The sequence below is a fragment of the Rhodoluna limnophila genome, from assembly GCF_005845365.1.
In the GTDB taxonomy this organism is placed as follows: domain Bacteria; phylum Actinomycetota; class Actinomycetes; order Actinomycetales; family Microbacteriaceae; genus Rhodoluna; species Rhodoluna limnophila.
In genome coordinates this window covers 296,400-315,149 of sequence record NZ_CP040509.1, presented here as the reverse complement: position 1 = coordinate 315,149, position 18,750 = coordinate 296,400, and the positions used below count along the sequence as shown (strand labels likewise).

The following is an 18,750-nucleotide window of genomic DNA, read 5'->3' as shown; positions in this document are numbered from 1 at the left end:
TGGCGGTAGCCTAATGGAGTGGATTTGATTGCCAGAAAACAAAAGCCCAGCAGCCTGCAGCAATACACTCGCGCGGCTGAACTTGCGGCCGCTGAAGTAATCGGTGCCTACTCAACCTCTTTTGGTTGGGCGACCAAGCTCGTGGGTAAACAAATCCGGGTGCACATTCGCAACATTTACGCACTGGTGCGGGTAGCCGACGAGATTGTTGATGGTGCCGCCGACGAAGCACTGCAGGGCACCCAGCCCGGCTATACGCAACATGCCCTTGACCAACTTGAGGCTGAAACATACCTGGCCATTGAGTCAGGATTCAGCACCAACCTGGTGGTACACGCCTTTGCACACACAGCCCGCCTCTCTGGCATCAAGCGCGAGATTATTGAGCCGTTTTTTACCTCGATGCGCATGGACATCGATAACCGCGAATACGACCAGGCCGGTTTTGACAAGTACGTTTACGGTTCGGCTGAGGTTGTGGGGCTGATGTGCCTCGAGGTTTATCTGATGGAACTCGACCTGACCGCTCACGAAAAAGCCGAATTTGTTCGCGGCGCACGTGCACTTGGCGCAGCGTTCCAAAAGGTCAACTTTTTGCGTGACTTGGCAGCTGACTTTCAAAAACTGGGTCGGTCCTACTTTCCGGGTGTGAATGTTGCCTCATTCAACGAGGAAGAAAAACACCGATTAGTGGTTGACATCCAAGAAGATCTCAAAGTGAGTTCATCGGTGCTAAAAAAACTGCCTAAGTCTTCACGAAAGGCTGTGGCGGCGGCGCAGATGTTTTTTGATGAGCTGAACCGAAAGATCATGGCAACGCCAGCCGAAACCCTGATTAGTGAACGCATCAGAGTTTCAAACGGCAAAAAACTTGTAATTCTCATCAAAGCTTGGATCGGAGTTGTACCGTAATGACCCAAAAGACTGCAGTAGTTGTAGGTGGCGGAATTGCGGGACTAGCGACTGCCGCACTGCTAGCCAAGGCTGGCATGAAGGTCACCCTGCTCGAAGCGCGTGAGAAGGTTGGCGGCCGAGCCTACATTTGGGAGAAAGACGGCTTCAAGTTCGACATGGGACCTTCTTGGTACCTGATGCCGGATGCGTTTGACCAATTCTTCAAACTGATGGGCACCAGCGCCAGCCAAGAACTGAACCTGGTGCGCCTTGACCCGGCCTATCAAACTCGCAACGAGGGTTTTGGCGACAAGCTAATCATTCGTGAAAACCTTGCCGATAACAAAGTGTTGTTCGACGCCATTGAACCAGGCTCCGGCGAGCGCCTGCAGGCCTACATCGACTCGGCCGAAGACGCCTACAAGCTCTCGATCAAGCACTTCTTGTACACCAACTTTCAGAACGCAAAATCTTTTGTTCACCCAGAGGTTCTTGCGCGTGCGGGCCGCTTCATCAAGCACCTGATCATGCCATTGGATAAATTTGCCGGCCAGCACGTAACCGACGCCAGACTGCGCAAGATTTTGAACTTTCCGGCAGTTTTCTTGGGCGCCTCTCCTTACGACACCCCAAGCATGTACCACCTGATGACTCACGTAGACATGAATGTCGGAGTCTTCTACCCAATGGGCGGTTTTTACACAGTCATTGAGGCTATTGAGCGCCTGGCTAAGCAGCACGGGGTTGAGATTCACACCAACTCCAAGGTCACCAAGATTCAGACCATCGATGGCCACGTTGCCGGAGTAAACGTGGGCGATGTTTTCTACAGCGCCGATGTCGTCGTGGGCAACGCTGATCTGCACCACATTGAGACCCAGCTGCTTGACTCAAAGGACCAGACCCTGCCAGCAAAGTGGTGGGAAGACAAGGTGCCGGGCCCATCGGCAATGCTGCTGTTCCTGGGTGTTAAGGGCAAGCTTCCGCAACTTGATCACCACACTCTTCTCTACTCAGATGACTGGGCAAAGAACTTCAAAGAGGTCTTCCGCACTCCGGCTGAGAAGCGCAAACAAAAAGCCAAGAGCGTCATCCCTAACCCTGCATCTCTCTACATTTGCGCACCGAGCATCACTGACCCAGCGGTAGCTCCTGAAGGATACGAAAACCTATTCGTACTGGTGCCGATCGCTGCCGACCCTGAGCTTGGCAACGGCGGAATAAACGGTGCCGGAGATGCCAAGTTTGAGGCCGAGGCCGATCGCATCATCCAGCAGATCTCGGAGTGGTGTGAGATTCCAGATTTGGCCGAGCGAATCGTGGTTCGCAGAACCATGGGACCAAAAGACTTTGTTGATGACCTAAATGCCTGGTCGGGAACCGCACTGGGCATGGCTCACACCCTGTTCCAAAGTGCCTTCTTCAGACCGAAGAACAAGAGCAAGAAGGTCGAGGGGCTCTACTACGCCGGACACCACAGCCTGCCGGGCATCGGACTCCCGATGTGCCTCATCGGTGCTGAGTTGGTTTACAAGAGACTGGTGGATGACCGCTCTGCCGGACCTATCAAGCATGAAATCAAGCCGGTGGCCGAGAACGGGTGGAAGGGCCTTCGTTGAGTTTGATCTATCTGGGGCTGCTGCTGTTCTCTATCGGAGGACTAGCTGCCCTTGATTTCAAGCATGAGCTTGCGATTGCCAAAACCAAACGGTACCTCTGCATGATTTTGGTGCCGGTTGCATTTTTCTTGATCTGGGACCTAGCTGGAATCAGTCTGGGTATTTTCTTTCGGGGCAACGCGCCTTATCTAACCGGGATTTTGCTTGCCGAAGAGCTCCCGCTCGAAGAGGTATTTTTTCTTATCTTGCTCAGCTACAGCGCCCTCCTGCTCCTCAAGGCGTTCGGCCGAAAGGCTGGCAAATGAACTATCTGACACTAAATCTCATTTTTGTCGGTGCGGTTTTTCTGGCCAGCCTCCCAGTATTCAAAAAATTACCTTGGCGCGCAATTGGGTTAGCAACGGCTGTATTGCTGGTTGCCACAGCCATTTTTGACAACCTGATTGTGGGCAGCGGCATTGTGGAGTACGACGAATCTCTGATTAGTGGAATCAAACTGGGCTACGCCCCAATCGAGGATTTTGCCTATTCACTGGTGGCTCCCCTATTGATTTCGATTGCAATTGAAATTACTCGGGGCCTGCGTTGGAGGCCCTAAGTCAGTTGTTCTGGGCATCTAGGCCCATTTCGTGGATAAACACCGCATACCCTTTTGCCGCAACCTACCTGTTTGTAGCCCAGGCAATTGATGCGACCCTTGTTTTAGGAACCCTATTCTTCTTAATTCCCTACAACCTGCTGATGTACGGAATCAACGACGTCTTTGATTATGAGAGTGACCTGCGGAATCCGCGCAAGGGCGGAATTGAGGGGGCCCTTCTGGCTCCCAAGTGGCACCGGCTGACCCTTTGGAGCTCGGTTCTGGCCTGCCTTCCGTTTGTGGCGTATCTGATTTGGGTTGGCAACCTAGCATCCAACGCTTGGTTATTGCTGGTGCTTTTTAGCGTGGTTGCCTACAGCGCAAAAGGGCTCCGGTTCAAGGAACGCCCATTTTTGGATTCACTAACTTCGGCCGCGCATTTTGTGGGGCCGATGGTTTTTGCGGCTGCTTTGGCCGGAGCCAATTTGGCTGACCCAAAACTTTTGGCTCTGATTGCGGCTTTCGGGCTTTGGGGTATTGCCTCGCACGCCTTTGGGGCGGTTCAAGATGTTCGGGCAGATCGCGAAGCCAATATTGACTCGATTGCGACCAAAACGGGGGCTCGGTTCACTACCCGTTTTGCCTTCGCTGCGTATCTTCTCGCTGGCTTGCTACTACTCGCAGTCGGCGGCAATGCATCGTGGGTTGCGATAGCGGCCATTCCATACCTAGTAGTGGTGGGTCGTTTCTGGAACATCACCGATGAAACCTGTGAATCGGCTAACCGAGGTTGGAAAAGGTTTATCTGGTTGAACTTTTTTGCCGGCTTTGTGGTCACCCAGTTTGTTATCGAGGCCGCCATTGAATCAGGTGCCGTTTAGAAAAACCTCGGCCACACACGCCGCAGCTCAACTCGCGAGCTGGGCGCCGATACCGATAGTGGGTATGCCCCTGAGGGCAGGTTCCAATCCAGGCTGCGGTTTCTTCGGCAATCTCTCGGCCGGTGAACTTTTCGGCACGATAGCCAATCTGCTTTGCGGTACCAAGCCAAAGTTTGCCGTGCCCAGCTGATTTGCCGCATATCGCGTGGGCTATCTCGTGCAAAACCACCTGCATAGTCTCGTCAAGGCTGTGGATATCGACCAAGTAACGTGAGACCGATATGCGCTTGTCGGTGTAATTGCAGAGACCAGCCCTGCGTTTTGCGCTGTCAAAAGCAAAACTCCAGATTGTGATATCAAGAAATTCGGCCATTTTGGTCTCAGCCATGAGTCGAACAAAGTCGTATCGGTCACAGGACATGCGGATCATGCGGACTTTTCCCTGACTAAATTGCCGACCCACTTGAAACCCAACATTTTCGAGTCGCGCGATAACCGGAAAGTCGTCTATTGACACCGCGGTTTTGATTACTTCGTCAGTTTTTTGGTCAAAGTGCTTGGTCAGAAATTCAATTAGCAGGCTCTCATCGGTAATCAGTGGCGCCAGCAGTTCATCCTGATAAGTCATGGTTCTTCAACACTACTTAGGCCGCTGGCACTGGCGATTATTAAGTGCTTGTAAATACCGGAGCAATTTTAGAAAAATGTGAATTTCCTGTGAATTTTCTCGCTATGTTTTCAGTTATGTCTCAAACATCTACAGGCTCTGCAAAGGCAACCTCAATCGAAACCAACGACGTAGCCCCAATTCCGGCGGCTGAGCGTCACGGCAAGGCGTGGCATCTGTTCACTGTCTGGTCGTCTCCGAACCTTGAGTTCGCAACCATTTTTATCGGTGCACTTGCTGTTTTTGCAGGTCTAAACGTATGGCAGGCCATTTTGGCGCTGGCTCTGGGTAACGGTCTAGCCGCAATCACCCACGGCTGGTTCAGTAGCTGGGGCCCACGCCACGGTGTACCACAGATGGTCATCAGCCGTTCAGCATTTGGTTTGCGCGGCAACATTTTGCCTGCCGGAACCTCAACCCTGGTTGCCGGAATCGGCTGGTTTGCCGTAAACACCACTTCTGGTGCTTTTGCATTGACCACCCTGACCAATTTCCCGGTCGCAGCCTCGGTCACCATCATCATTTTGGTGCAGGTAATTGCAGCTTTCATCGGCCACAACTTCATTCAGAAGTTTGAGCGCTACGCATTCTTCTACCTAGCCGTAGTGTTTGCCATCGTTGCAGCCGTGATCGTTTCACAGGGCCACTATGACGTGAGCCCAACCGAAGACTTCAAGTGGGGCGCATTCAGCGTTGGTGTTGCGCTTGCCTACGGCTACACCCAGGGCTGGACTCCATTTGCCGCTGACTTCACCCGCTACCTTCCTGCCAACACCTCACCAAAGGCAGTTGGACTAGCCGCGGGTCTTGGAAACTTCACCGCAACCACGATGCTGATGTCAGTCGGTGCAATTGCTTGGAGCGGCGTGGTCGGCGAGGGTCTACCAACCACCGCTTTCACCGCGGTACTCCCTCCAGCACTTGCAGTACTGACTCTGATCGGTATCGCCGTCGGTTCGGTATCGGCAAACGTTCTAAACATCTACTCAGGAACCATGTCATTCATCGCAGCTGGCGTGAAGCTTGGCTTCAAGACCCGCCGCGCAATTATGGTGGTTCTAGCCGGTGTCCTCGGCGGCGGTATCTCGTACTTTGCCGTTGAAGACAACTTCCGATTCATCTTCGAGTTGTTCCTACTAACCGTGGGCTACTGGTTGGCTCCATGGGTTGCGATTCTTGTTGTTGACCGCATTCTGCGCAAGGGTCAGAACATCGATGAACTGATCAAAGAAGAAACCAAGCACTCAAACATCGCCGGACCGATTGCCTTTGTAGTGGCAACTGTTACTGCGGTTTCACTGTTCGCTAAAGCAGAGATGCCAACCGTGCAGTTCTACGGCATCTTTACCGGCCCAGGTGCCGAAAACGGTGACTGGACCGCGCTGTTTGGTTTTGTGCTGGCAGCGGTGCTTTACTTCGTAATCTATAAGGCAACGAACAAGAAATAATCCGAACCAAAAATCGAGAGGCCTCGGCAATGGAATTTAAAGTTGGACAAATCTTCGCCACTGACGAAGAGAAACTTCAAGTTGCTATTGCCGAGGCCCACCTCGGTCTTGCCGAGGGTGGAATCCCTATCGGTGCCGCCCTGTTTGACCAGGAAGGCCGACTGCTCGGCAGTGGGCGCAACCGCCGAGTTCAAGACGGCGATGCCTCGATGCACGGAGAAACCAGTGCATTTAGAAACGCTGGACGCCAGCGCAGCTACAAAAACGTGACCCTAGCTACCAGCCTTTCGCCATGCTGGTACTGCTCTGGCTTGATTCGCCAATTCGGCATCGGCCGAGTAATTGTTGGCGACGATAAAAACTTTATGGGTGGCCAAGATTGGGTCGCCGAGCACGGTGCCGAGGTGCATGTTCTCAATGACCCGGGCCTAATCGAAATCATGCGTGAATTCATCGAAGCCAATGATGCGCTGTGGAACGAAGATATCGGCGAGGACTAAGAGCCGCCTAGTTTTTGCACTAAAAGTCAGAATGACACTAAGATATTGATTACTTAGTGTCATTTTTACTTTTACTAGACCGGCAGAGCAATGGCAGATCAAACTCAGGCTCCTCTTGAGGCGCCGAACCTTGCCGTGTCGACCGTCATTTTTACCCTTCGCACCTGCGAGACCGGCGAGCTAAAACTAGCCCTCCCGCTAGTCAAGAGAATCCGTGCCCCGTTTGAAAACCAATGGGCTCTGCCGGGTGGTCCGCTCAAAATCACCGAGGACCTAAGCCACGCAGCCTCTAGAAACTTGCTTGAGACCACCGGTCTTGAACCGCGCTACCTTGAGCAGCTTTACGCATTCGGCAGCCTTGACCGCTCCCCCGGCAGCAAGCTCAGCGACCGCGTGGTGTCGATTGTTTACTGGGCGCTAGTCGGCACCGATGAAGCCGGCGCAGCTATCGAGAGCGAGAACGTTCAGTGGTTCTGGGCTGACGAACTTCCACCACTGGCCTTTGACCACAACATCATCGTTGAATACGCACTGAACCGACTGCGAAACAAGCTGGCCTATAGCCAACTTGCGCACCTATTTTTGCCAGAACTATTCACCTTGGCGCAGCTTCGAGAGGTCTACGAAGCAGTGCTGAACATTCAACTGGACCCGGGAAACTTTCGGCGCCTGGTTGAGGCAGAAGGCTCGGTGGAGCCTACCGGAGAGCGACTTGCCGGCACCCGCCACCGACCACCACAGCTTTACCGCGCGACGAACACAGGAGAAAATCAATGACCACAGCATCGGTCAACCAGCGCATCCAGCTAATTGTGAAGGGGCAGTCTTCAGACTCAACCTGCAGCCCTTCTCTAGCCAAGGGACCGTGGGAGTTTGACGGTGGCCCTGCAGCCTACGGCCCTGGAGCATCCAGCAGCGATTTGATTCCGACCGGATCACCAGTGCAAGGCGCCTTGCCTGCCGAATACAAAACCGCATCCGATGAAGAGCTGCGCGAGCGCATCATCGCGGCTAAAAAAACTTTGGGTGACCAGGTTGTGATTCTTGGGCACTTTTACCAGCGTGATGAAATTGTTGAGCACGCCGATTATCTGGGTGACTCTTTTCAGTTGGCTAATGCCGCCAAGGCCCACCCAGAGGCGAAGGCAATTGTGTTCTGCGGTGTGCACTTCATGGCAGAAACAGCAGACATTCTCTCGGGTGACGACCAGGCGGTTATTTTGCCAAACCTCGCAGCCGGCTGTTCGATGGCAGACATGGCCGACATTGACTCGGTCACGCAAGCCTGGGAGCAACTCGAAGAGATCTACGGCACCGAGCCTGATGCAGAGGGTCGCGCGCCAATCATCCCGGTGACTTACATGAATTCATCGGCAGCCCTCAAGGCTTTCTGCGGAGAGCACGGCGGTATTGTTTGCACCTCTTCAAACGCAGCGATTGTTCTGAAGTGGGCATTTGAGCGCGGCCAGCGCGTGCTGTTCTTTCCGGACCAGCACCTGGGCCGAAACACCGCAAAAGCCATGGGCATTAGCACCGACCTAATGCCGCTTTGGCAGGGCCGCAAGCCACTTGGTGGCAACACCGAGCAGCAGCTGGTTGAGGCAAAGGTTGTCCTCTGGAACGGTTTCTGCTCTGTACACAAACGCTTCAGCGTGGCCCAAATTGATAAGGCCCGAGCCGAGCACCCAGGTGTTCGCGTAATTGTGCACCCAGAAAGCCCAATGGAGGTTGTTGATGCAGCCGACGAGTATGGTTCAACCGACTACATTCGGAAGGCAGTTATTGCTGCAACCGAGCCAACCACCTTTGCCATCGGCACAGAAATCAACATGGTTCAGCGCCTGGCGGCAGAGTTTCCGCAGCACAACATTTTTTGCCTAGACCCAGTGGTCTGCCCATGCTCAACCATGTACCGAATTCACCCCGGATACCTAGCCTGGGTGCTTGAACGCTTGGTTGCCGGCGAAGTCGTAAACCAGATTGTGGTTGATGAAAAGGTAGCCGAGGGTGCCAAGGTTGCTCTTGAGCGTATGTTGGCGGCGAAGCCTCTCTAGGCACACCGATGAAGAAGCTCGTAGTTATCGGCAGCGGAATTGCCGGCCTTATTGCGGCCGTTGAAGCCAGCCGAACCCACGAGGTGACCCTGGTCACCAAGTCAAACCTGGCCGAAAGCAACACTCACTACGCGCAGGGCGGCATCGCGGCGGTTGTCTCAAGTGACGACACAGTTGCCGAGCACGTTGCCGACACCCTGGCTGCTGGAGCCGGCTATTGCTACCAACCTGCAGTCGAGGTGCTCTGTGCCGAGGGGCCGAATCGGATTAAGGATCTAATTCGGTTTGGTGTCGATTTCGATAAGCAGGGTCCTGAATTTGCACTAGGCCTAGAGGCGGCTCACTCTCACCCGCGCGTTCTTCACGCCGGCGGAGACACCACCGGAGCCGACATCAGTCGCGCTTTGGTGGAAACCCTCAAGTCAACCGCAGCCGCAATTCACGAGCACACTTTTGTAATCGACTTCGAAGTCGTCAACAGAAAAATTACCGGAGTGCACCTGATGGATTCATCGGGGCGCCATTTTGTTGAGGCAGATGCCGTGATTCTGGCCAGCGGTGGCGCAGGGCAACTGTTCAGACACACCACCAACCCAGCCGTGACCACCGGAGACGGCGTTGCCGCAGCCTTTAGGGCCGGTGCCGAATTGGCTGATGTTGAGTTCTACCAATTTCACCCAACCGCTCTTGCTGTGCCGGGCAGTTTTCTGATTTCCGAGGCGGTTCGCGGAGACGGAGCTGTGCTAATTAATAATGCTGGGGAACGCTTTATGCAAAAGGTGCACCCCCTAGCCGAGCTGGCGCCAAGAGACGTGGTGGCCCGAGGTATTCAGGCTGAGATGCTGTCGCAGGGCGGCCAGCCGGTATTGCTAGATGCAACCGGATTGGGATCCGACTTTTTGAATAAGCGATTCCCAAGTATTTCTAAAACCACCCGCGCCTATGGTCTGGATTGGGGCAAAAATCCGATTCCGGTTACGCCAGCAGCCCACTACTGGATGGGCGGTGTTGCAACCGATATTTGGGGCCGAACATCCATCGAAGGATTATTTGCCGTTGGCGAAGTTGCCTGCACCGGAGCACACGGAGCAAACCGACTGGCGTCAAACTCCCTGCTGGAGTCCATCGTGTTCTCACGCCGAGCGGTTCAGGTGCTCGACGAGCCTTGGCCTGCAGATGCGGCCAGCGCACGCTGGAAGGAATCTGGTGTCTTGCGCGAAATCGAGCTACAGGACGAAGCCGACAGTGCAGTTCCGGCAAGTTCGCTGAAGGTAGTTGACCGAGTTGAATTGCAGTCACTGATGTGGGACAACGTTGGACTGGCTCGCGATGCTGAGGGTCTAGCCGCCACAGAACAGGCTCTTGCTCAGTGGCGTTCGGCCGATAAAGCTAACCGTTTATTCACCGACTGGGAAGACGCCAATCTGTTGCTCTTGGCACGCGCCCTAACAGCTTCGGCAAATACCCGCGAAGAGTCCAGAGGCGGTCATTACCGACTGGACTTCCCTGAATCAAACCCATCGATGGCCAAGCCCATCACGATTGTTCGACAGGTCAAATAATGCTTACTCCAGAGCACATTAATAAAGTCGTGGCTGCAGCGCTCGAAGAAGACGCACCTGCCGGAGACATCACGTCTGAACACCTGATTCCGGCGAGCGCTCAGGCAACCGCCGAGCTAGCAGCCCGCGAACCTGGAGTTTTCAGCGGGGTGGAAGTTTTCAAGGCAGCCTTTGAGCTGTGTGACCCAAGCATCCGGGTTGAAATGAAGATTGCCGACGGCGACCACTTTGTTGCCGGGCAGAGCCTTGCCACAGTGACCGGCCCAGCGCGAGCAGTGTTGCGCGGCGAGCGAATTGGTTTGAACTTTACCCAGCGCATGTGCGGCATTGCCACACTGACGGCCCAGTACGTTGCTGCAGTTGCCGGCACCAAGGCCAAGATTCTTGACACCCGCAAAACCACCCCGGGCCTGCGCGAGTTCGAGCGCCAAGCTGTGCGTGACGGTGGTGGCACCAATCACCGATTCTCACTATCGGATCAGGTTTTGGCTAAGGACAACCACCTGGCCGTTCTTACCGCCGGGGGCAAGGCCCTAACCGCCGAGCTGCGCAGAGTCAGAACTGAGATTCCGGCTTCGGTCAAGTTTGAGGTTGAGGTTGACCGCCTCGATCAAATCATGCCGGTACTCGAGGGCGGTGTCGACATCATCATGCTCGATAACTTCACCCTCGATGAACTTCGCGCCGGCGTGGACCTGATCGCTGGGCGCGCTGTGGTCGAAGCATCGGGCGGGGTGAACCTTGAGACAGTAGCCAAGATAGCTGCAACCGGTGTGGACGTAATTTCAGTTGGGGCCCTGACCCACAGTGTTCGATCACTTGACCTCGGCCTTGACGTAACCATCGAGCCAAAATGATTTACCTCGATCACGCGGCCACGACACCGGTAGCTAAAGAAGCGCTGCAGGCAGCCTGGCCTTGGCTAACCGAAGAATTCGGTAATCCGTCGAGCACTCACGAACTGGGGCATCGAGCCGGAATGGCGCTTGAGGCAGCGCGCGATGCCGTTGCCGCTTGGTTGGGTTGCCGCGGTAGTGAAATCATCTTCACTTCGGGTGGCACCGAAGGCATTAACCTTGCCATCGAGGGGCTGGCACTTGCCAATCCGCGCGGCAGGCACATCGTCAGCTCACCGACCGAGCACGAGGCAGTACTGCAGAGCATCGAGTATCTGGTTCGGCATCACAAATTTGAAGTCACCTGGTTGAGCGTTGATCTTCAGGGCTGCATCTCTTTAGCCGAGCTCAAAACCGCGCTGCGGCTAGACACCACGCTGGTCACCCTCATGATGGCAAATAATGAGGTCGGCACAATTCACCCCATCTCTCGCCTGGCTGCACTGGCTCACGAGGTTGGGGCTGCTTTTCACACCGATGCCGTGCAGGCTGCCGCTTGGCTGGACTGCAATGTTGCCGAACTGGGCGTGGATGCACTGACGGTTTCTGGCCACAAACTTGGGGCACCTAAGGGGTCAGGCGCAACCTACATTCGAGGCCGGCTTGCGGTTGAACCACTGTTGCACGGTGGAGGGCAAGAGAACGGTCGCCGTTCGGGTACCGAGAATGTGGCCTGGGCTGTGGCCTTGGCCACCGCCGTCAAGATTTTGACTAGGCAAAACGCTGAGGTTCCGCGTATCGAAGCAGCCCGAGATCGGTTTATCGGGCAGGTTCAAGACCTGGTACCAACCGCAATTTTGACCGGGCACCCAAGCATTCGCCTACCAAGCATTGCCTCTTTTTGCGTACCCGGATTGAGCGGTGAGGCCCTGCTGCTTGAGCTGGAACGTCGCGAGGTAATCGTCTCTAGCGGATCTGCCTGCGCTGCTGGCAGCGATGAGCCATCTCATGTTTTGACCGCCATGGGATTCGACGCCGAGTTGGCCCAGACGGCAATTAGATTCAGTTTTTCACACCACACCACCGAAGCCGAACTAGAAACCGCCGCCCGAGCCTTGGCTGATGCGGTTGCTGCCGTTGGCGGCACTGATAAAATCGCCTAATGACCAAGAGAAACCGCCCATGGGGTTACCAAGCCGGCAACGATGAATCTAAGCCAGACTGGCAATTGCACCCAGACACACAGGCTATCCGTGGCGCCCTAAGCCGCACCGGCTTCGGCGAGACTAGCGAGGCACTGTTTCTAAACAGCGGTTTCACCTACGACTCAGCTGAGCAGGCCGAATCTTCGTTCCGCGACGAGACCGACCACTTCTTGTACAGCCGTTTCTCAAACCCAACGGTCGCTCAGTTCGAAAACCGTTTGGCACTACTTGAGGGCGCAGAGGCTTGCTTCGCAACTGCATCAGGTATGGCCGCGATGTTTGCATCGGTGGCATCACTGGTCAAGTCTGGCGACCGCGTTGTTGCCTATGCAGCCATGTTCAGCTCTTGCTACGTAGTGCTCACTGAGATTTTGCCTAAGTGGGGCATCAACACCGTTTTGGTTGAAGAAAACACACCTGAGGGCTGGGCCGCTGCACTTGCCGAGCCAACCAAGGCCGTATTCATCGAGTCGCCAAGCAACCCTTTGATGGAGATCACCGACATCCGCATGGTGTCTGACCTGGCCCACAAAGTTGGCGCCACCGTAATTGTTGACAACGTAATGGCCTCACCGGTTCTACAGAAGCCACTTGAGCTTGGTGCCGACGTTGTTATGTACTCAACCACCAAACACATCGATGGCCAGGGCCGCGTCCTAGGTGGCGCAATTTTGGGCAGCAAGCAGTACATCACCGACGTGGTTATTCCGTTCACCCGCCACACCGGACCATCGATGAGTTCATTCAACGCCTGGGTCATGCTCAAGTCTCTCGAGACCATGCACATGCGCGTCGAAAGAATGAGCAGCACCGCGCTGACTATTGCCGAGACCTTCGAAAACCACCGTGCGATCGAGAAGGTTTCGTACCCGTTCCTAAAGTCACACGAGGGGCACGAACTTGCCAGGCAGCAAATGAAGGGTGGCGGTTCTACCGTTGCTATTCAGTTCAAAGCCGACAAGGACTCGGTTTTCCGCTTTATGAATGCGCTTCAGGTAATCGACATCTCAAACAATTTGGGTGACAGCAAGTCACTGATGACTCACCCGTCATCGACCACTCACCGTCGCCTATCGCTTGAAATTCAGGCAGAGATGGGCATTACTCCGAGCACTGTTCGTCTATCGGTTGGCCTAGAGCACCCAGAAGACCTAGTGCGCGACATCGAAACCGCGCTAAAGGCCATCTAGGTTTTTATTTGCCGATAGCGGCGATTCGATCGATCGCCTCGGTGATATTTGCAGGGCTGGTTCCAAAATTAAATCGGATGAACCCGGTGTAATTTGCGGCGGCCGCTCCACCCAGATCTGAACCCTCAACCACAGCTACCTTGGCGCGCTCGAGAATGACCTTGCCCGGTTCGGTGCCAAGCTTCAGCGCTGAGACATCCCACCAACTCAGGTATCCGCTAACCGGCCGGTGAATAACAACACCCGGCAACTTGGCCGCAACCTCTGAAACCATGTGCTGGTAATTAACCTCGATGGTTTCGATGGCTGAGTCCAACCAGGTGGTTCCGTTGCGGTAGGCCTCAACCATGGCAAAGGCTCCCAACAACGATGAACGCCAGTGCATGTCTGGCGGGAGCTTGGCCAACTTGGCGGCGACCTCACTGCTTTGACTGACCACGATGGCAGCCTTAAGGCCAGCCGTGTTCCAAGACTTACTTGACGAGGTAATGGTCACGCCGGTGGCTTCGGCATCAGGTCCGCAGTTTAGATAAGGCGTAAATACCTGGCCGGCATAGGTCAGTGGTGCGTGAATTTCATCGCTGATAACCAACACGTTGTAGCGGGCCGCAAGGGCCGCCACCGCGGTTAGCTCGGCACGCGTGAAAACCTTGCCCAGTGGGTTGTGCGGGTGACACAACAAGTAGAACTTGGCACCTGCAGCAAAAGCCTGCTCGAGGCCTTCGAGGTCAAGCAGCCACTCAGAGCCGCTCTGAACCAGCGGAACATCCATCGGGGTTAGGTGAGTTTCGGCCAACCAACCAAAGAAAGCGCTGTACACCGGGGTGTTGATGACCACGTGATCGCCGGGCTTACCCAGCGCTCGAAAAATTTCGACTGCGGCAACACCAACATCGGTTGCCATTTTTACCTGTTTGGCATCAACCGGCCAGTTCCAGCGAGTAGCTGCAAACTCGGCAAACGCCTCGGCAACCTCAGGCACCGGACCCAAGTACCCCAAATCGGAGTTCTGAATCATCTCGGTCAGAACAGCTTGAATTGGCTCGGCGACCTGAAAGTCCATCTCGGCAACGTGCATCGGCAGAACATCTGGGCTAAAGCGGCGCCACTTAGAACTGTGGCGCTCACGGAGAACGGATAACGATGGCGCAACTACTTGATTGTCAGGCATCTAATGATTATCGCAGTGAACAAAATCTGTGCCAGTATGTGAACAATTACTACTTGGGGGTTAGTTGAAATGGATCAGAAAAAACGCGGCTGTTTTGTTCAAGGCTGCGCTGGCCTGGCCGGTGGTTTTGCAGTGCTTATTGCCGGTTTCTTTGGCATTCTGGCCATTGACGGAAAATCACCTGCCGCAGTGTTTAGTGAGATTGGCCGCGTGGGCGTGGTTGAGTACATCACCAAACTTTTTGGCGAGGACCCGATTGCAAACCAGGCCCAAGTTGCCGGTATTTATTGCCATCTGGTGCCTGCTCAACAAGATGCCGGCGGCGCCGCGATTCCTGAGCAGTACTGGGCCTACGCATTTTTGAACGATGGAAACTTCAAGACCTACCTCGAGGGTTACGAGCAGTTCGGCGGCACCTGGAGCCAGACGGGAAATCAGCTCACGGTAAATGTGAACGCGATCCCGGACCTCTCAGAGGCATACACCTGGTATGGCACAGTGTCGGCTGACGCTCAAACTATCGACACCGGCGAGTTTGTGCTTGAAGCGAGCGATGCGGTCTGCAAGACCGGAAACTAAATTACGCTGAGGCTCACCTGGTTACCCCAAGGGTCATCGAGGCGAATGGTTTGACCATCGTGGCGAATCTGCACCCTAGAGGTCTTTAGGCGCTCTTCAGAGGCTCCTAAGGCATCGGTGTCGGGCAACAGGATAGAAACATCACGCAACCCGAGTGTAGGTTGACGAAGCCCTGCACCCCTGCTGCGCCAAATGTTCATAGCCATGTGGTGGTGGTATCCGCCGGCACTGACAAACAGTGCTGATCCGCCGTAGTTCAAAGTCACATCAAAGCCGAGCTTGTTGACATAAAAATCTTGGGCATGCTCGATGGACCCAACACTCAAATGCACATGTCCGATATTCGAGGCGGTCTCGTCAACCTGCTTCGGTAAGTTTTCGGCAAGGAAGGCGTTTGGGTCCAGTCCAAACGTGCCCATCTCAATCACGCCGTGCTTCCAGCTCCACTCGCTGCGCGCGCGGTCCCAATAGAGTTCAACACCGTTGTTCTCTGGGTCATCAAAATAAAATGCCTCACTGACCAGGTGGTCTGCACTGCCGGTAAATGAGCCCGGATACTTGGCCGCAACCGAAGCCACCGCCCAAGCCAGCTGCTCTCTGGTGTCAAAAAGAAACGCGGTGTGAAACAGGCCGGCCTGATTTTCACTGGCGTACTTAAGTGCTGGCGAGTGCTCAAGAATCAAAGCCGGTGTGGTGCCGCGGCCCAAAATTGCCGATCCGGCAACCTCTGAGATTAGGTCCAAACCCACTGCATCTCGGTAGTAGGAAATCATTAGGTCTAGATTTTGAACGCGAAGGGTCACTGCACCCATGATTAGGTTTGCTGGCAAGGTCATGGTTTTAGTCTAGGGGGACTAGACAAGAATTCGCAAGCATTCAGGGTTGCGCGTTGCAGAATGCGTTGATGATGCTACGGTCTAAATATCTAGTTGGGGGACTAATGATTCGGATATTGACAACAATCACGTGCTTGCTGTTGGTCACGGGGTGCGCGGCGGGGCCGGCTGGCCCAAGTAAGGACAGCTCTACACCGGAACCGACTTACACAATTTCGAGCCTTAGCATCGATCCCAAGGCATGCAAATTTGAAGAGAATCCATCTTTTCGCAATGGCCTGGGAGACCGGGCACAATTCTCATACTTTCCAGCCATAACGAATTCTCAATATTTTCTTCCTAGTGTTGGAGACTTGGAAATCGGCCTAGTTCTGCTTGATTGGTCCGACAAGGAAGGCAACAACGAGGACCAGTCGTACTACAAGGAGCAAACTAAAAAACTGACCGAGTGGTATTCGACGATGAGCCAGGGCAAATTAGCTGTGAATTGGCGCGTCTCCGAAACATGGAATCGCCTCGAGGGAAGCTGGAAAGACTATAGGGCAGAAGATAACGAACAAGGAAGCGATGAGGCTCGCGTCCCGTTCGAGCAGTGGCTGCTGGATGAAGCCGTTGCAGCATCCGATAGCGCTTTTGATTTCGGTGGTCTAGATGCCGTTGTCTTCGCAATTCCTACAAACGGAACGGTGATGACGAGTGGAACTCAAGGTTTTGAGTACAACAACTTTCCAGGCTCCAAGCGCGCGACGCTGGTCAATTCCCAAGAAGCAACTATTGGAAACTGGGTAATCAGTGGAAGCAAATTCATGGACAAGAAAGGGCGCAGCCCTTCTTGGATTCACTGGGCACACGAATTGGGCCACATGTTCGGGCCCATTTCTCACATGGGTGACCCAAATCCAAAAAACACCAACAATTTCTACGCAAACACTCTTTATGGCGTGGGTCTTTTTGCCGACCAATGGGTTGTTACGCGAGCGGTCGAGGGTTGGAATGCATGGCTCCTGGGTTGGCACGAGGACAACCAAGTGTTGTGCGTTGATGCCACGACGATAGATGATGAAATTTTCGCCCTGAACGATGCTCGATCAGCTGAGACTGGAGCCAAAATGCTTGTGATTCGAACTGGTAAGACAACCGGACTAGTAATCGAATCTCGAGAATGGGATGAAAGCATAGATTCGCCAACACGGATGGGTAAAACTGGTTACTACGACAGCTTTGTCATGTATCAAATCGACTCGTCGAGATTTGTAGGAGACCAGAGCTTACGCACTCTTGCTAATGGTTCTACCGATGAAGCCTGGGACTCGGGTAAGTGGCCCAGCGAGGCGGAAGTCTTCACAAATATTTACTTCAAACCTGGCGATACTGCCGAATTTGCAGGATTAAGCGTTGAACCGCTCACTGTTCAAAAGGGCAAGGACTTTATCCGAGTAGCAAAAATTAAAAACTAGCTAACAGGTAAGGCAAGTGCTCGAACCGGACTGGCCGGTCCCCTACCGGATTTTTGAACGCCAAGAACTAAACGAGCGCACGCTCATGGCGTGTGGTTTCTTGAGCCACGGGTACGGGTGCACCTCGGCCAGATCCTCGAACTTAGCAAAACTCGGCACCGGCGCATAGGTGACAGCAACTCGGTTTTCCTTGGCATATTCGTAGGGGCTACCTATGTACACCGATAGATTCCTGCGGCTGGCGAGGTCCTGCAGAGTCTCGAGGTAAAAGTAGATGCGCTTCGAGGAAAGTTTCAACTTTGCCAGGGCGTCTCGGTTGAAAACAAACACAACCGGCAAATCAGGGTTGGCAACCAGCGCCGGATCAGCATCACCCATCGAGTCAATAGTCAGCAGCACAGCATCCGGATTGGCATTATGAATTGCCGATACCGGACCGGTAGTCCGCGCAAGGTCAGGGTCACTGTCTAGCCTTGGCCTGGATCCCAGCTGAACCAGAGCCTTATCTTCAGGAAACTCTTGGATCGGGCATGCTTTGTTCAGCGGGCATTTGAGACAAAGTCCCGGTGCGCGCTTCTCGACCTGCCAGCGGGCAAAACCGTAGGGCTTTCCGCCAGAGCCAACTGTCCACTGCCAGCCCAACAGGTTTGCTGCGCGTGACCCATCGATAAGCTCTCGATACATCCGTTCTTGCCCATGCAGCCACCCGCGACCGTTGCGCACAGTCCAGTGAGAGGCCAGCCACATTCGAGTTTGGTTGACCAACCAGCCATCCTGCTCGAGCTCAGAAACCACCTCGTCGATGCAATTCATGTCGCGATTCCAACCATCACCCGGGGCATCCCAAACCTGCTCAAACCTTAGGTTCTCAAAGAATTCGGCACCAATGCGGGCATAAAGGTGGCGAGCATATTCCTGCCACAACAGCTCATCTTGAAATTTTTCACGATCTTTGAAGGGCGCAGCCTCAACCTCTTGCCAGACCTGCTTCAGAGTTAGGAGGTTGTGCCGGATGTACGGCGAGAGCACGGTTGCCCCGCGCTTTGACCGTGGCAAAACCTCTGAACGCTGTGCGGCATAACCACGGATGTCTAGGTCGTGCAGAGCCTGATTGGCGGCCGTCTGGCCCCCACGGATAGAACTTCTGCCGCCACCGGAATGCAAGCCGGAAAAGTGTTTTTCGAGAATCAGCTCTAGGTCGGAGTGGATGTCAATTAGCTCGTCCATTTTGAAAACAACCCCGACCGGGAGGGTGCTATTCCAAACAAAAA

At 54.3% G+C, this 18,750-nt stretch carries 19 protein-coding genes; 15 read left to right on the top strand and 4 right to left on the bottom strand.

What is annotated here, in order from left to right:
- Positions 1 to 18: 18 nt before the first annotated feature.
- Genes FFA38_RS01550 through FFA38_RS01530 form a run of 5 tightly spaced genes read left to right on the top strand, consistent with a single transcriptional unit; the run spans position 19 to position 3,974 of the window.
- Entirely contained in the window at positions 19 to 912 is an 894-nt protein-coding gene (locus tag FFA38_RS01550; protein ID WP_253786184.1) for a phytoene/squalene synthase family protein, read from the top strand.
- The gene (gene crtI, locus FFA38_RS01545; protein WP_138315323.1) at positions 912 to 2,513 is read left to right on the top strand and encodes a phytoene desaturase family protein; all 1,602 of its coding nucleotides are present in this window, start codon (positions 912 to 914) and stop codon (positions 2,511 to 2,513) included. The genes FFA38_RS01550 and crtI overlap by 1 nt, the downstream gene beginning before the upstream one ends.
- The gene (locus FFA38_RS01540; protein ID WP_138315322.1) at positions 2,510 to 2,818 is read left to right on the top strand and encodes a lycopene cyclase domain-containing protein; all 309 of its coding nucleotides are present in this window, start codon (positions 2,510 to 2,512) and stop codon (positions 2,816 to 2,818) included. The genes crtI and FFA38_RS01540 overlap by 4 nt, the downstream gene beginning before the upstream one ends.
- Positions 2,815 to 3,111, top strand: a complete 297-nt coding sequence (locus FFA38_RS01535) for a lycopene cyclase domain-containing protein (protein WP_138315321.1) — start codon at positions 2,815 to 2,817, stop codon at positions 3,109 to 3,111. Before FFA38_RS01540 ends, FFA38_RS01535 begins: the two co-directional genes overlap by 4 nt.
- Positions 3,099 to 3,974: a prenyltransferase gene (locus FFA38_RS01530; RefSeq protein WP_138315320.1), complete on the top strand. Its 876-nt coding sequence runs from the start codon at positions 3,099 to 3,101 to the stop codon at positions 3,972 to 3,974. The genes FFA38_RS01535 and FFA38_RS01530 overlap by 13 nt, the downstream gene beginning before the upstream one ends.
- On the opposite strand, the gene FFA38_RS01525 is transcribed toward FFA38_RS01530, so the two are convergent.
- Complete coding sequence (locus tag FFA38_RS01525; RefSeq protein ID WP_253786182.1) at positions 3,940 to 4,602, bottom strand: SprT-like domain-containing protein; 663 nt, start codon at positions 4,600 to 4,602, stop codon at positions 3,940 to 3,942. The two genes, FFA38_RS01530 and FFA38_RS01525, sit on opposite strands and share 35 nt — an antisense overlap.
- A gap of 116 nt (positions 4,603 to 4,718) precedes the next feature.
- Here FFA38_RS01525 and FFA38_RS01520 point away from each other — a divergent pair, with 116 nt between their 5' ends.
- The 8 genes from FFA38_RS01520 to metZ all read left to right on the top strand — a co-directional run bounded on the left by FFA38_RS01520 (position 4,719) and on the right by metZ (position 13,436).
- On the top strand, positions 4,719 to 6,089 hold the full coding sequence (locus tag FFA38_RS01520) for a purine-cytosine permease family protein (RefSeq protein ID WP_172955984.1): 1,371 nt from the start codon (positions 4,719 to 4,721) through the stop codon (positions 6,087 to 6,089).
- A 29-nt stretch (positions 6,090 to 6,118) separates the two neighbouring features.
- A complete protein-coding gene (locus FFA38_RS01515) occupies positions 6,119 to 6,589 on the top strand; it encodes a nucleoside deaminase (RefSeq protein ID WP_138275059.1) in 471 nt (156 codons plus the stop codon).
- A 90-nt stretch (positions 6,590 to 6,679) separates the two neighbouring features.
- Positions 6,680 to 7,366, top strand: a complete 687-nt coding sequence (locus tag FFA38_RS01510) for an NUDIX hydrolase (protein WP_138275058.1) — start codon at positions 6,680 to 6,682, stop codon at positions 7,364 to 7,366.
- Complete coding sequence (gene nadA, locus FFA38_RS01505) at positions 7,363 to 8,643, top strand: quinolinate synthase NadA (RefSeq protein WP_138315318.1); 1,281 nt, start codon at positions 7,363 to 7,365, stop codon at positions 8,641 to 8,643. The genes FFA38_RS01510 and nadA overlap by 4 nt, the downstream gene beginning before the upstream one ends.
- Before the next feature lie 8 nt (positions 8,644 to 8,651).
- On the top strand, positions 8,652 to 10,205 hold the full coding sequence (gene nadB / locus FFA38_RS01500; protein WP_138315317.1) for an L-aspartate oxidase: 1,554 nt from the start codon (positions 8,652 to 8,654) through the stop codon (positions 10,203 to 10,205).
- Positions 10,205 to 11,062: a carboxylating nicotinate-nucleotide diphosphorylase gene (gene nadC / locus FFA38_RS01495; protein WP_138315315.1), complete on the top strand. Its 858-nt coding sequence runs from the start codon at positions 10,205 to 10,207 to the stop codon at positions 11,060 to 11,062. The genes nadB and nadC overlap by 1 nt, the downstream gene beginning before the upstream one ends.
- Positions 11,059 to 12,204, top strand: coding sequence for a cysteine desulfurase family protein (locus FFA38_RS01490; RefSeq protein ID WP_138315313.1), 1,146 nt, complete (start codon positions 11,059 to 11,061; stop codon positions 12,202 to 12,204). The genes nadC and FFA38_RS01490 overlap by 4 nt, the downstream gene beginning before the upstream one ends.
- Positions 12,204 to 13,436 (top strand): O-succinylhomoserine sulfhydrylase, encoded by a 1,233-nt coding sequence (gene metZ, locus FFA38_RS01485; RefSeq protein ID WP_138315311.1) that lies wholly within the window; start codon positions 12,204 to 12,206, stop codon positions 13,434 to 13,436. The genes FFA38_RS01490 and metZ overlap by 1 nt, the downstream gene beginning before the upstream one ends.
- A gap of 4 nt (positions 13,437 to 13,440) precedes the next feature.
- Here metZ and FFA38_RS01480 read toward each other — a convergent pair whose 3' ends face one another.
- On the bottom strand, positions 13,441 to 14,607 hold the full coding sequence (locus tag FFA38_RS01480) for a MalY/PatB family protein (protein WP_138315309.1): 1,167 nt from the start codon (positions 14,605 to 14,607) through the stop codon (positions 13,441 to 13,443).
- Positions 14,608 to 14,676: 69 nt separating this feature from the next.
- On the opposite strand from FFA38_RS01480, the gene FFA38_RS01475 reads away from it, so the two are divergent.
- Positions 14,677 to 15,186 carry a hypothetical protein gene (locus tag FFA38_RS01475; protein ID WP_138315307.1) on the top strand — a complete coding sequence of 170 codons (510 nt, stop codon included), beginning with the start codon at positions 14,677 to 14,679 and terminating at the stop codon, positions 15,184 to 15,186.
- On the opposite strand, the gene FFA38_RS01470 is transcribed toward FFA38_RS01475, so the two are convergent.
- Positions 15,183 to 16,022, bottom strand: a complete 840-nt coding sequence (locus FFA38_RS01470) for a VOC family protein (protein WP_253786180.1) — start codon at positions 16,020 to 16,022, stop codon at positions 15,183 to 15,185. The genes FFA38_RS01475 and FFA38_RS01470 overlap by 4 nt on opposite strands.
- A 116-nt stretch (positions 16,023 to 16,138) precedes the next feature.
- Between FFA38_RS01470 and FFA38_RS01465 the strand changes: the two genes are divergently transcribed.
- Positions 16,139 to 17,479 carry a metallopeptidase domain-containing protein gene (locus FFA38_RS01465; RefSeq protein ID WP_138315305.1) on the top strand — a complete coding sequence of 447 codons (1,341 nt, stop codon included), beginning with the start codon at positions 16,139 to 16,141 and terminating at the stop codon, positions 17,477 to 17,479.
- A 42-nt stretch (positions 17,480 to 17,521) separates the two neighbouring features.
- On the opposite strand, the gene FFA38_RS01460 is transcribed toward FFA38_RS01465, so the two are convergent.
- A complete protein-coding gene (locus FFA38_RS01460) occupies positions 17,522 to 18,706 on the bottom strand; it encodes an FAD-binding domain-containing protein (protein WP_138315303.1) in 1,185 nt (394 codons plus the stop codon).
- Between the last annotated feature and the right edge of the window lie 44 nt (positions 18,707 to 18,750).

What these genes read in the sequence shown, in the direction of transcription:
- crtI (WP_138315323.1), top strand. Translation starts at nt 912, where the DNA reads ATGACCCAAAAGACTGCAGTAGTTGTAGGTGGCGGAATTGCGGGACTA.
- FFA38_RS01535 (WP_138315321.1), top strand. Translation starts at nt 2,815, where the DNA reads ATGAACTATCTGACACTAAATCTCATTTTTGTCGGTGCGGTTTTTCTG.
- FFA38_RS01525 (WP_253786182.1), bottom strand. Translation starts at nt 4,602, where the DNA reads ATGACTTATCAGGATGAACTGCTGGCGCCACTGATTACCGATGAGAGC.
- FFA38_RS01520 (WP_172955984.1), top strand. Translation starts at nt 4,719, where the DNA reads ATGTCTCAAACATCTACAGGCTCTGCAAAGGCAACCTCAATCGAAACC.
- FFA38_RS01515 (WP_138275059.1), top strand. Translation starts at nt 6,119, where the DNA reads ATGGAATTTAAAGTTGGACAAATCTTCGCCACTGACGAAGAGAAACTT.
- FFA38_RS01510 (WP_138275058.1), top strand. Translation starts at nt 6,680, where the DNA reads ATGGCAGATCAAACTCAGGCTCCTCTTGAGGCGCCGAACCTTGCCGTG.
- nadA (WP_138315318.1), top strand. Translation starts at nt 7,363, where the DNA reads ATGACCACAGCATCGGTCAACCAGCGCATCCAGCTAATTGTGAAGGGG.
- nadB (WP_138315317.1), top strand. Translation starts at nt 8,652, where the DNA reads ATGAAGAAGCTCGTAGTTATCGGCAGCGGAATTGCCGGCCTTATTGCG.
- nadC (WP_138315315.1), top strand. Translation starts at nt 10,205, where the DNA reads ATGCTTACTCCAGAGCACATTAATAAAGTCGTGGCTGCAGCGCTCGAA.
- FFA38_RS01490 (WP_138315313.1), top strand. Translation starts at nt 11,059, where the DNA reads ATGATTTACCTCGATCACGCGGCCACGACACCGGTAGCTAAAGAAGCG.
- metZ (WP_138315311.1), top strand. Translation starts at nt 12,204, where the DNA reads ATGACCAAGAGAAACCGCCCATGGGGTTACCAAGCCGGCAACGATGAA.
- FFA38_RS01480 (WP_138315309.1), bottom strand. Translation starts at nt 14,607, where the DNA reads ATGCCTGACAATCAAGTAGTTGCGCCATCGTTATCCGTTCTCCGTGAG.
- FFA38_RS01475 (WP_138315307.1), top strand. Translation starts at nt 14,677, where the DNA reads ATGGATCAGAAAAAACGCGGCTGTTTTGTTCAAGGCTGCGCTGGCCTG.
- FFA38_RS01470 (WP_253786180.1), bottom strand. Translation starts at nt 16,022, where the DNA reads ATGACCTTGCCAGCAAACCTAATCATGGGTGCAGTGACCCTTCGCGTT.
- FFA38_RS01460 (WP_138315303.1), bottom strand. Translation starts at nt 18,706, where the DNA reads ATGGACGAGCTAATTGACATCCACTCCGACCTAGAGCTGATTCTCGAA.